13 protein-coding genes and 1 tRNA gene are annotated in these 11,950 nt (G+C 51.2%); 7 read left to right on the forward strand and 7 right to left on the reverse strand.

Features of this window, described 5'->3' with window-relative positions:
* Positions 1–6: 6 nt before the first annotated feature.
* The 6 genes from mltF (at position 7) to EP25_RS0109635 (ending at position 5,158) form a co-directional block, all read left to right on the forward strand.
* Positions 7–1,356 carry a membrane-bound lytic murein transglycosylase MltF gene (gene mltF / locus EP25_RS0109610; RefSeq protein WP_235185875.1) on the forward strand — a complete coding sequence of 450 codons (1,350 nt, stop codon included), beginning with the start codon at positions 7–9 and terminating at the stop codon, positions 1,354–1,356.
* A 21-nt stretch (positions 1,357–1,377) separates the two neighbouring features.
* The gene (locus EP25_RS0109615) at positions 1,378–1,926 is read left to right on the forward strand and encodes a DUF2937 family protein (RefSeq protein ID WP_031433670.1); all 549 of its coding nucleotides are present in this window, start codon (positions 1,378–1,380) and stop codon (positions 1,924–1,926) included.
* Between the two features lie 88 nt (positions 1,927–2,014).
* On the forward strand, positions 2,015–2,659 hold the full coding sequence (locus tag EP25_RS0109620; protein ID WP_031433671.1) for a PilZ domain-containing protein: 645 nt from the start codon (positions 2,015–2,017) through the stop codon (positions 2,657–2,659).
* Between the two features lie 124 nt (positions 2,660–2,783).
* Positions 2,784–3,107, forward strand: coding sequence for a hypothetical protein (locus tag EP25_RS0109625; RefSeq protein ID WP_031433672.1), 324 nt, complete (start codon positions 2,784–2,786; stop codon positions 3,105–3,107).
* A 117-nt stretch (positions 3,108–3,224) separates the two neighbouring features.
* Positions 3,225–3,809: an isochorismatase family protein gene (locus EP25_RS0109630; protein ID WP_031433673.1), complete on the forward strand. Its 585-nt coding sequence runs from the start codon at positions 3,225–3,227 to the stop codon at positions 3,807–3,809.
* Positions 3,809–5,158: a nicotinate phosphoribosyltransferase gene (locus EP25_RS0109635; RefSeq protein ID WP_031433674.1), complete on the forward strand. Its 1,350-nt coding sequence runs from the start codon at positions 3,809–3,811 to the stop codon at positions 5,156–5,158. The genes EP25_RS0109630 and EP25_RS0109635 overlap by 1 nt, the downstream gene beginning before the upstream one ends.
* Positions 5,159–5,616: 458 nt before the next feature.
* Here EP25_RS0109635 and EP25_RS0109640 read toward each other — a convergent pair.
* The 6 genes from EP25_RS0109640 to rlmE form a co-directional block, all read right to left on the reverse strand.
* Positions 5,617–5,701 (reverse strand) — tRNA-Leu (locus tag EP25_RS0109640).
* Positions 5,702–5,711: 10 nt separating this feature from the next.
* A complete protein-coding gene (gene secG / locus EP25_RS0109645) occupies positions 5,712–6,134 on the reverse strand; it encodes a preprotein translocase subunit SecG (RefSeq protein ID WP_051906525.1) in 423 nt (140 codons plus the stop codon).
* 26 nt (positions 6,135–6,160) lie between these two features.
* Positions 6,161–6,907, reverse strand: a complete 747-nt coding sequence (tpiA, locus tag EP25_RS0109650; protein WP_031433676.1) for a triose-phosphate isomerase — start codon at positions 6,905–6,907, stop codon at positions 6,161–6,163.
* Positions 6,908–6,963: 56 nt separating this feature from the next.
* On the reverse strand, positions 6,964–8,304 hold the full coding sequence (glmM, locus tag EP25_RS0109655; RefSeq protein ID WP_031433677.1) for a phosphoglucosamine mutase: 1,341 nt from the start codon (positions 8,302–8,304) through the stop codon (positions 6,964–6,966).
* Positions 8,305–8,378: 74 nt separating this feature from the next.
* Positions 8,379–10,292 (reverse strand): ATP-dependent zinc metalloprotease FtsH, encoded by a 1,914-nt coding sequence (gene ftsH / locus EP25_RS0109660; RefSeq protein WP_031433678.1) that lies wholly within the window; start codon positions 10,290–10,292, stop codon positions 8,379–8,381.
* A gap of 170 nt (positions 10,293–10,462) precedes the next feature.
* Positions 10,463–11,080 (reverse strand): 23S rRNA (uridine(2552)-2'-O)-methyltransferase RlmE, encoded by a 618-nt coding sequence (gene rlmE / locus EP25_RS0109665; RefSeq protein WP_031433679.1) that lies wholly within the window; start codon positions 11,078–11,080, stop codon positions 10,463–10,465.
* Positions 11,081–11,129: 49 nt separating this feature from the next.
* Here rlmE and yhbY point away from each other — a divergent pair, with 49 nt between their 5' ends.
* Positions 11,130–11,396 carry a ribosome assembly RNA-binding protein YhbY gene (gene yhbY / locus EP25_RS0109670; protein ID WP_031433680.1) on the forward strand — a complete coding sequence of 89 codons (267 nt, stop codon included), beginning with the start codon at positions 11,130–11,132 and terminating at the stop codon, positions 11,394–11,396.
* Positions 11,397–11,442: 46 nt separating this feature from the next.
* Here yhbY and greA read toward each other — a convergent pair whose 3' ends face one another.
* Complete coding sequence (gene greA / locus EP25_RS0109675; RefSeq protein WP_031433681.1) at positions 11,443–11,919, reverse strand: transcription elongation factor GreA; 477 nt, start codon at positions 11,917–11,919, stop codon at positions 11,443–11,445.
* Positions 11,920–11,950: the final 31 nt, after the last annotated feature.

Raw genomic sequence — 11,950 nt, forward strand, 5'->3', positions numbered from 1 at the left:
ATCATGATGCATCGAACACATTTGATATTCGTTTGGGTTTTTCTGCTTTGTTTCGGCCTGTTCGGCTGCGGTGAAAAAGACCCGGTACTGCAAGACATACGCCAACAAGAACGGCTGGTCGTGCTGACCCGAAATGCACCCACCATTTATTATTTGGGGCCGGATGATGCCCCGGCCGGCTTCGAATACGACCTAAGCAAGGCGCTGGCCGATTCACTGGGCGTCAAAGTCGAATACAAGCTCTACGACACTATCGAGGAAATCCTTCGCGCGATCCAGAACAGCGAAGGCCATATCGCCGCCGCGGGCCTGACACGGACCGAACTCCGCAGCGAAAACTATGTGTTCGGCCCTCCCTACAAGACCATACAGCAACAGGTGGTTTGCCATCGCCGGTCACGACTGCCGGAAAATGTCGAGGAACTAAAAAACCACTCCCTTCTGATTATTGCCGAAAGTAGTTATCAGGAGACGTTGAACGAATTACAACGACAGCATCCCGCTTTAAACTGGGAAACCACGAACGACCTTTCCACCGAACAGGTATTGGAAAAAGTGGCTGAGCGACAAGTCGACTGTACCGTGGTTGATTCCAACATCGTTTCGCTGAACCGGCGCTATTATCCGGAATTGGTGGTCGCCTTTGCGCTGTCGGAACCGCAGGAACTGGCCTGGCTATTGCCGAACGATAGCGGTCAATTCAAGCAATACGTCGCCGACTGGTTCGAACAAATCGAAGACAATTCCATGCTCGATGTCATCAACGAACGCTATTACGGCTACGCCGATATCTTCGATTATTATGACAACCACGTCTATCAGCGACGCATCGAGAAAAGGCTCCCTAAATATCGACGCTATTTCCAACAGATAGCCGATTATTATCAACTGCCTTGGACACTGCTTGCCGCCCAGGCTTATCAGGAATCGGGCTGGAATCCCGACGCACGCAGTCCCACCGGGGGCAGGGGCATGATGATGCTGACCAAGAATACCGCTCAAGCGATGGGCGTCGAGGATCGCGCCGACCCGCTGCAGAGCATCCGCGGCGGCGCCCGCTATTTGGACCGCATGCTGCGGAAAATGCCGGAGCAAATCGATGACGACGACAAAATTTGGTTCGCGCTGGCGGCCTACAATATAGGCTACGCCCATCTGCAGGACGCCAGACAATTGGCAGAAAAATTGGGCAAAAATCCGAATGTCTGGAACGACATGAAACAGGTATTGCCGTTACTCAGTCAAAAAACGCATTACAAACATCTTAAGCACGGTTACGCCAGGGGCACCGAGCCGGTCCGCTATATCGACCGGATACGCTATTACCAGGATGTATTGGTCAATGCACTCAAATGAAACTATTCACCTGACGCCGCCATGTTCCTGTTCCGTTCGCTTCTGCAATTGCTGGACAAGCTGCTATTCGCCGCGCTGCTGGTTATGGGCATGCAGATTCCCGCCTTGGTGCTGCAATATCAACAAATTCTCGCGGCCCACTACCGGGAGGCACAACAGCAGTTACAACAATATCAAACCCTCGCCGACCGCTATTATGGCGGCGACCTCGAGCAATTACTCGACGTCCATAGAAGCAATAACGTGGCGGCCATCCGCGCCGAAGCCGACATCCTCGAGCGCCTGCTGCAACGAAATATTTACCTGAAGTCCCAATTGAACGCCTTAACGAACAAGCATTTGTATCAACAATTGCTACACTTAATGAAACACCCGGATCTGGCAATCGCCGAAGAAGTGTACCGGGGTTATAACCCGTCCGTTCCTTTGACTTCGGATGCGCTCATCGCCGGCCTGACTTTGGCTATGATTATGAACGTTGCCCTGCACATCGTTTTATTCGTCATATCACGAATAATGGGGCCCAAACGTCTCGGGCATGATTCAACCCGGAATAACTATACCGGTTAAGCTTGGATACAAGGTTTACACTGTCAAAGAGTTGTATCCAAATTATAGTCGTGGTGAATTGATAAAAAATAAAATAACTTGTTGATTTATGCTTCTGCTGACTGATGAAAAAATAATATCCGGCAAGCAATGTTCTTCTGAATTCATTCATCAAAGATCATCGATCCGATATATTAGAAATGACCTAAAGACTTATTTAACAAAATATAGCCTGTTTAACGCCGCCCCCATCAAAACAAAACTTATCGATATTAGTTCCGGAGGCCTTAAACTTGCCAGTTCGAAGAAGCTACGCGTCAATAAAAAAGTCTGTGTCAATATTTGTTTTTTAGATGGTTATAAATTTGAAATCAACTCGAAAATAGTTCGTATCAAAGAAAAACATTTATTTCTCTACGACCTCGAATTCAATACGCTTAACGACTACATTAACAGCCAACACTCAACTTTCAGCAGAGTATATATGCGCGTTGCCGGCAATCGTTTCAAAACCAAATACCGCAACATCACTTTTAATGGCGTCCAAATATTGACTTACCAAGAAATCAATAAAAAAGAAAAAATAACCTTGGTCTTCGAATTTCGTAATGGAGAAACGATAGAAAGAAACGCCAAATTAAAGCATTTTCAAAAAATCACCAAATACCATTACGGAATAAAATTCGATAAAATGAATCAACTGTTAGGTAACTATTTACTTAAAACTCAGAAGTCGTTAGTTTTTGCGAAATGAGTGAGATTTCCAGCTATCGATAAATTTTCATAAACAGCTTAAGCCGGCCAATTGCGGATGGCTTCGGTCTCAGGCAGCCTCTAAATCCGCTGCGCGCGGTTTCCATCTCGCCAGGTTACCTATCGTGGTAAATGATGAATTGCCACGTTCCTTCGCCGAATACGTGCATCGGATCGGCCGTTCCGTCAAAGCGGGTTGGACGGCACTCCCGCTGTCTTTTATTCCCAGTGAAGAAAACGATGCGCGGCGTCAAATTGAGAAACTGATCGGTGTTACAATTGCCGGAGGACGGGGTATGGGATGCAACGCGATCGAAAATAGCGGCTGGGGTGCCATGGCCAGAAATGATGTGCTTGGGAATAGATCGGTATTTTATAGCTTCAAGGAAAAGCCTTTTTCCTTAACCAACTGGAGAACCCCAGAAGGCGTTGAATATGCGCTTCCCTAGCTTTCCCAGGCCCCGTCTCATTTCTGGATTCGCCGGGTCATGAGCAAAGGATATTAAACTCCGCAGGGAAGCGGAGACGCCCGCACCGATAATAACCTCTGACTCGAGGAAGATGTGATGAACAGTTTCCAGCCGCATAAAAATGACGCGCTGATCGTCGTCGACCTGCAGCGTGATTTTGTTACAGGGGGGGCATTGGCGGTGTCCGGTGGCGATGAGATCGTAAAAATAGCCGAAAGCTATATCGCGCTATTTCTTGATGCCGGTTGCAGCGTCTTCGCCACGCGCGACTGGCATCCTCAAGATCATTGTTCCTTTACCGGGCAAGGCGGGCCGTGGCCGCCGCATTGTATCGCGGGCACGGCCGGCGCTGAATTCGTCTTTGAATCACACGTTCCCGGCGAGGTCGTAGTGATCGATGCCGGGGTGGACAAGCAAAGCGAAGGGTATTCCGGTTTCGAGAATACCGACCTCAACGACCGTTTACGCACACTCGGGGTGACTCGCCTGTTCGTCTGCGGACTCGCGACCGACTATTGCGTCTATCATACCGTGATGGACGCGGTCGGGTTCGGCTACCGGGTCGTGCTTCTCCAAGATGCGATCGCCGCCGTCGACCTTGAACCGGATGACGGACAAAAGGCGATCGACGAGATGAAACGGCGAGGCGTCCGCTTGATGACCAGGCATGGCTTTTCGTGATGAACGGCAACAGCGCGCTCCTGACCGATCTGTATCAGCTGACCATGTTGCAAGGCTATTTTCATGAGCGAATGTACGCTCCGGCCACCTTCGAACTGTTTGTACGCAAGCTTCCGCCACACCGTAATTTCCTCGTCGCCGCGGGGCTCGAACAGTTGCTCGATTTTCTCGAAGGTTTCTGTTTCAGCGATGACGAATGCGACTGGCTTGCATCCTGCGGCCGTTTCGATAGCGAGTTCATCAATTATCTCAGATCGCTGCGCTTCACCGGCGAGATCGACGCGATGCCCGAAGGTACCCTGTTTTTTCCCGACGAACCGATTCTGCGCGTGACAGCGCCGTTGCCGGAAGCCCAAATCATCGAGACACGAGTGATCAATCTGCTGCAATTCCAATCCATGATTGCGTCCAAGGCGGTCCGTTCGATGCTGGCGGCGCCGGATCGTCTGCTGGTGGATTTCGGGTTGCGGCGCGCCCATGGCGCCGAAGCCGGACTGTTGGCGGCGCGCGCCGCTTATATCGCCGGCTTCGGCGGCAGTTCCAATGTACTCGCATGCCGGGCATTCGGTATTCCGATGTCCGGCACCATGGCTCACTCCTTCGTCATGGCCCATGACGACGAGGGCATGGCGTTTGAGCATTTCGCCCGCAGCCAGCCGGACAACATAGTGCTTCTGGTCGATACCTACGATACCGAAAAAGGCGCAAGCGAAGTGGTTCGCCTGGCCCCAAAGCTCGAGATGGAAGGCATAGCGATCGAAGCCGTCCGTCTGGACAGTGGTGATCTGGGTGCGCTCGCTTTCCGGGTTCGCGAGATTCTCGATGCGGGCGGCTTGCAATCGACGCGTATCTTCGCCAGCGGCGACCTCGACGAATATGTGTTGGCTAACCTAGTCAAGGACGGTGCTCCGATAGACGGCTTTGGCATTGGCACGCGCATGATTACTTCTGCCGACCATCCCTATCTCAATTGCGCCTATAAGCTGGAAGAGTACGCCGGCATTCCGCGCCGAAAATATTCCGATGGCAAAGCTACCTGGCCCGGCCGAAAACAGGTGTATCGCCGGCGCGGTGCCGACAGCAGGATGCTGCACGACATCTTGACTCTGGAACAGGACCGGCAAAAAGGCGAGGCATTGCTCATACCAGTCATGCGCAACGGACAGCGTACGGAGCCGGCGGAATCTCTCGAGCAAATCCGGACGAGGCTTAAGATGCAATTACAATGGCTTCCGCCTGAGTATTGCAAGCTGAAACAAGCGAAAACGCCTTACCGAGTAGCGATTTCCGAGGTTTTGCAAAACCTGGCAACGACCATGAAGGAAGCGCATTATCATAATGAGGCGTAACGGCGCCGGCAATTGAGTTACCACGGTCGGCACGTATTCGTATGCCCGGCTTGGCCGGATGAACTTATAGATTATTCTTTTGACATCTGAACATCTGGCAATGATTCTCTAAATATCAGCCGCAGGCTACCTTGACCAGTTTGCCCCTTAGTAACTATTCGGCCTGGCATCAAGAAAATATTTCCTTGCCTATCAGTTGCTTGCGGAAAAAGCGTCTACAACAAGGTGGAATTTCGCTCTGACCGCCAAGAAAACCGGAAATGTAGAAAATGCAGGAGCTGTCAGTTGCCGCCGCACAGGGATGTGCAAGTGCAGCGCGAAGCAGGAGCTGTAAGCTGCCGCCGCACAGGGATATACAAGTGCACCATTCTATGGGATTACTCCGGACAATAAAAAAGCCCAGAGTCTCGTAAACTCTGGGCTTTTCGGATGCCTATGGATCACACAGGACTTGTAATTGGTGCCGATGGCCGGACTTGAACCGGCACGACCGAAGTCACCACCCCCTCAAGATGGCGTGTCTACCAATTTCACCACATCGGCTAGTTTAGCGTTACTCAGTTGTATCAGTAGCAGGCGCCTCGACGGTATCGATTGCCGGTCCGGCTGCCGGTGCATTATCAATGACTTGTTGGGGGCTGTCCTGACCAACGGGAGGCGCGTCGCTACCGCTGCCATCTACTAAAGGAACATCCTCCTTAACGTCTTCGACTGCCGGGGCATCCATCACGTCGACTTTTTCGTTTTGGTAACCGCCCAGCATCGCCAACCCCAAGCTGCTGATAAAAAACAGTGTGGCAAAAATCGCCGTGGTTCTGGACAAAAAGGAGGCGGCGCCTTGCGCACCGAACACCGAACCGGATGAAGCGCTGCCGAAAGCGGCCCCCGCGTCGGCTCCCTTGCCTCGCTGCATCATGACCAAACCGATGATGCCCAAGCCTAACAATACATGGATGACAATAATAAACTGATACATAAATTTTATTTTTATATTACTACTAATTAAACCGAGCGATATATGCTCAAGAAGGATTCGGCGTCTAAGGAAGCGCCGCCGATTAGTCCGCCATCGATGTCCGGCATTGCGAACAACGCCTTGGCATTGTCAGGTTTTACACTGCCGCCGTACAGGATTTGAATTTTATCGGCGATATCCTGGTTTTTTTCGGCGATAAGGCCACGAATGTATTTATGGACTTCCTGCGCTTGTTCGTCGGTAGCCGTTTTGCCTGTGCCGATTGCCCAAACCGGTTCGTAAGCAATCACGGAATTGGCCAAAGCTTCGATTCCGGCCATATCGATAACCGCATTCAATTGCTCGTCGATCACCGCAAAGGTTTTGTCTTGTTCGCGCTCTTCCAAGGTTTCGCCGATACACAGAACGGGAACGATACCTTGCTTTTGCGCCTGGCAGAATCTTGCCGCCACGGATTGATCGGTATCGCCGTAACAGGTGCGGCGTTCGGAGTGGCCAACCAACGCGTAGGTACAACCGCAGTCTTTCAACATTGCCGCCGAAATCTCACCGGTAAAAGCGCCTTTTTCCTGGTCGGCAACATTTTGCGCGCCCAAAGCCACTGGAGTGGATTCAATAATGCCTCGCACATCGGATAAGTAGACAAATGGTACACACACCGCAATTCCTTGATCACCGGCATTCAACCCGTCAACGATTGCTTGCGCCAATGCTTGGCTCTCGGAACGAGAACCATTCATTTTCCAATTTCCCATAACCAAAGATTGTCGCATTACTCACTCCAGGCAAAAAAATAAACCCGGTATAATATATTTTAAGGCCGAGCAAATCAAGCAACGATTGCCTTCTTAACATCATTGGCTAATTGCTGGGCATACTTTTCCACATCTTCCCTGTTGGAACCTTCCACCATGACTCTGATCAACGGTTCGGTTCCGGATGCCCGCAACAACACGCGGCCGCTATCTCCCAATTTTTTCTCCACGGCGGCAACCGCCTTCTGCACGCTATCCACCTTGTCGATATCGACCTTCCTACCGACCCTGACATTGATCAACACTTGCGGGTATTTTTCCATGCCGGATTTCAATTCATGCAGGCTTTTACCGGTATCGCGCATTTCCGCCAAGACCTGTAATGCCGATATGATGCCATCGCCCGTGGTCGTCCGGTCGAGGCAAATGATATGCCCGGACCCTTCCCCGCCCAGTATGCCGTTTTCCGCCGTCAGCATTTCCATGACATAACGGTCGCCGACTTTGGCGCGCAGCAATTTAACGCCTTCTTTTTGCAAGGCATGCTCCATGCCTAAATTGGTCATCAAGGTCCCCACTACCGGTCCGTTCAATTTTCCGCTCTTCAGGCGGGATTTGGCGATAATATAGATCAGCTCGTCGCCATCGACGATTTCTCCTTTCTGATCTACCATGATCACTCTGTCGCCGTCGCCATCAAGCGCGATCCCCAAGTCGGCCCGATATTCCAGAACCTTGGCGGCCAGAATTTCAGGCTTGGTGGCTCCGCATTCGTCATTGATATTCAAGCCGTTCGGTTCGGCACCGATCGTGACGACTTCGGCGCCCACTTCGCTGAACACATGCGGGGCAATATGGTAGGTTGCCCCATGGGCACAGTCGATAACGATGCGCATGCCTTTAAAATCGAGCTTGGTCGGCACGGTGGCTTTGCAAAATTCGATATAGCGGCCGGCAGCGTCGACAACTCTTTTCACCTTTCCCAGCTTTGAAGATTCAACCGTCGTCATCGGCGAGTCGATATATTGTTCTATCTTATATTCGACTTCATCCGGCAACTTGGTCCCTTCTACGGAAAAAAACTTAATACCGTTGTCGTAATAAGGGTTATGCGATGCGCTGATAACGATACCGGCTTTGGCGCGCAGAGTCCTGGTCAAATAGGCAATACCCGGCGTCGGCATCGGACCTAACATTTTGGTATCCACGCCGGCTGCGGACAAACCGGCTTCCAGAGCCGCTTCGAACATGTACCCGGATATGCGCGTGTCTTTGCCGACCAACACAAAACCATTACCTTCGTTTGCAAAAACGCGGCCGGTCGCCCAGCCCAATTTCAACATAAAATCAGGCGTAATCGGATAATCACCAACTTTTCCTCTGATACCGTCGGTTCCGAAATATTTTTTTGCCATTACTCAATCCCTATTTTCTTTCAGCCAAAAAAAAGGAGAGGCGGTGAACCTCTCCTTAACATTCTAGCAAAATTTTAATTTTGTTCCGCCGCGCCGCCGATTGGAGATCCTTTCGCATTTTTTTCCGCTTCTGACGCTTTAACGCCGCCACTAGGCGGAGTATCGTCCCAGCCCTCTGGCGTTCTGACCGGTTTTCTTTCCATCAAATCATCGATTTGGTTTTTATCGATGGTCTCATATTTCATCAGGGCTTCGGCCATCGTATGCAAGATATCGCTGTTATCCTTCAGAATTTTCTCCGCCCGCTCGTAGTTTTTGTCGATGATGGAGCGAATTTCCTCGTCGATGGTGTGCGAGGTCTCTTCCGCGACTGTTTTATGCTGGGTAACGGAACGCCCCAAAAACACCTCGCCTTCCTCCTCGCTGTAAGCCAGGGGCCCAAGGCGTTGCGACAGCCCCCATTTGGTCACCATGTTCCTGGCCAACTCGGTGGCCCTCTCGATATCGTTGGCGGCGCCGGTTGAAACTTCCTCCCAACCAAAAATCAATTCTTCGGCAATGCGGCCGCCGTACAAACTGGAAATCATGCTGTCCAGTTTACGCTTGCTGGCGCTGTATTGGTCCGTTTCCGGCAAGAACATCGTGATGCCCAAGGCGCGGCCGCGCGGCATGATGCTGACCTTGTACACCGGATCGTGGTCGGGCACCAAGCGACCGACGATGGCATGGCCGGCCTCGTGGTAAGCGGTCATTTTCTTTTCCTTCTCGCTCATCACCATGGACCGTCTTTCCGCGCCCATGATCAACTTATCCTTGGCTTTTTCCAGATCGGCCATGCTGACCAAGCGCTTGTTCTGGCGTGCCGCCAACAGAGCCGCTTCGTTGACCAAATTGGCCAAATCCGCGCCGGAAAAGCCCGGCGTACCCTGCGCGATATATTTGATCTGCACGTCGTCGGCTGACGGCACTTTCTTCATGTGCACTTTCAGAATCTGCTCGCGCCCTTTGACATCGGGCAAGCCGACCGTGACCTGGCGGTCGAAACGGCCGGGACGCAACAAGGCCTTATCCAGTACATCGGCGCGGTTGGTCGCCGCAATGACGATGATGCCTTCATGCCCCTCGAAACCGTCCATTTCCACCAACAACTGGTTCAGGGTCTGCTCGCGTTCGTCGTTGCCTCCGCCGAGACCGGCGCCACGGGAACGACCCACCGCATCGATCTCATCGATAAAGATGATACATGGCGCATGTTTACGGGCTTGATCGAACATATCGCGAACGCGCGACGCACCCACGCCGACGAACATCTCGACGAAATCGGACCCGGAAATGGTAAAGAACGGCACTTTCGCTTCGCCGGCGATGGCCCGGGCCAACAAGGTTTTACCGGTCCCCGGCGGACCCACCATCAACGCGCCGCGCGGCACCTTGCCGCCCAGTTTTTGATATTTTGCCGGGTCTTTCAAGAAATCGACCATTTCCTCGACTTCTTCCTTGGCTTCGTCGCAGCCGGCCACGTCGGCAAAGGTGACCTTGTTCTGGTCTTGGTCCAGCATCCGCGCCTTACTTTTGCCAAATCCCATGGCACCGCCGCGACCGCCGGCTCCCCCGCCCTGCATTTGCCGCATGAAAAACACCCAAACGGCAATTAGCAACAAAATCGGACCGAAGGAAACGAAAATCTGCATCAACATCGACGGCTCTTCCGGAGGTTGCGCTTTAATTTCAACACCGTTGGCCAACAGATCGTCGACCAGGTGCGGATCATTCGGGGCAAATGTCTTGAACTGCTGACCTGTCTGCAATTTACCCTTGATCGAGTTTTCGTCGATAACGACTTCTTGTACCTGCCCTTCCTTCACCGAAGCTATAAACTGCGAATAGGACAGCGTGGCGTCGGCGCGATTCGATCTCCCGCCAAAATTATTGAATATGGACATCAAAACGACTGCAATGACAACCCATAACACTATATTTTTAATCATATCGTTCAAGTTACACGCTCCGGACCGCTCTAGTCCTTACTTTAAACATATTGAATCATTGTATCAGGAAAGATTCGACCTGACGCTTTATTTGGCTATTGCCGCGCTTGTTTGCCCTGCCCGTCGATAAATGCAATAACCCATAAGTTGGGATATAAGTCCCAATCGGATTATTTAAACCCTTTGGCTAAAATATAAACTTCGTTGCTTCGCGATCGCGACGACTTGGGCTTCCTGATCACAACGCTGTGGAAATGTTTTCTGACTTCATTGATATATTCGTCGAAGCCGGCGCCTTGAAACATTTTAATCAGAAACGTCCCGCCTTTAGCTAACACGGTTAACGCAGTATCCAGCGCCAATTCTCCCAGATAGATGGCTCGCGGCTGATCCATTGCCTTGTTACCGCTCATATTGGGCGCCATATCGGACAATAACAGATGCACCGGCTCGCCATTCAAAACGCGGTACAATTCGTCCAGCACGTCGTTTTCTCGAAAATCGCCCTGAATAAAATCGACCCCTTCGATTGGATCGATCGGCAACAAATCCAGCGCGATGATTTTGTCTTTTTTGCCGATGATCTTCCTGACATATTCCGACCATCCTCCCGGTGCTGCGCCAAGATCGATCACATTCATACCGGGTTTTATGATTTTATCCTTCTCCTGAATCTCCATCAGCTTGAAAACGGCCCGCGAGCGGTATCCCATGGCCTGAGCTTTTTTGACATACTCATCCAGGAAATGTTCCTGCATCCATTGATTGCTACTTTTACTTCGCGCCATATTTTTTGTAGTGTAAAATTGTTTGGTTTTTCATATTCAAGGAAGCAGAGTGACTCCCGCCGACAAAAAGAAACTGAAAGCCCAGGCTCACCCGTTAAAACCCGTTATTATTATCGGCCAAGCCGGTCTCACGCCGGCCGTATTGAATGAAACCGAACTGGCTCTCGACGCGCACGAATTGATTAAAGTCAAAATTCGCGCCGAACGTGAAGAACGCATGCAAATCCGCGACCGGCTTTGTTCCGAAACTGGCGCGGAACTGATACAGACGATCGGCCAAATAGTAGTGATTTACCGAAAAAATCCGGATAAATAAAAAAGGGACGCATGTCCCCTTTTTTCCATATAGGCCGCCAACGCGGTCAGATATATTGAATCGACAGAATTTCGTATTCTATATCGCCGCCAGGCGCCTTGACCGTCACGACATCCTCCACTTCCTTGCCGATTAATGCGCGGGCGATCGGCGAGCCCACCGAAATACGCCCTTCCTTGATGTCGGCCTCGTCTTCGCCGACGATTTGATAGGTCACGACCTTACCCGAATCCAAATCTTCGATTTCAACCGTCGCGCCAAAAATGACCTTGCCGTTGGCGTCCATTTTGGTCACATCGATGATGTTGGCATTGGATAGTTTCGCTTCGATTTCGGCGATACGGCCTTCGGCGAAGCTTTGTTGCTCCCTCGCGGCATGATATTCGGCATTCTCTTTCAAATCACCATGTTCACGCGCTTCGGCAATGGCGGCAATAATTCTTGGACGAACGACGGTTTTCAGTTCTTCCAATTCCGCGCGTAATTTATTTGCCCCCGTTACGGTTAAAGGCACTTTATTCATTGACTACTCCCAATTAATGTTTGCTGTGATC

Origin of the sequence: Methylomarinum vadi, assembly GCF_000733935.1 — a bacterium.
Classification (GTDB): domain Bacteria; phylum Pseudomonadota; class Gammaproteobacteria; order Methylococcales; family Methylomonadaceae; genus Methylomarinum; species Methylomarinum vadi.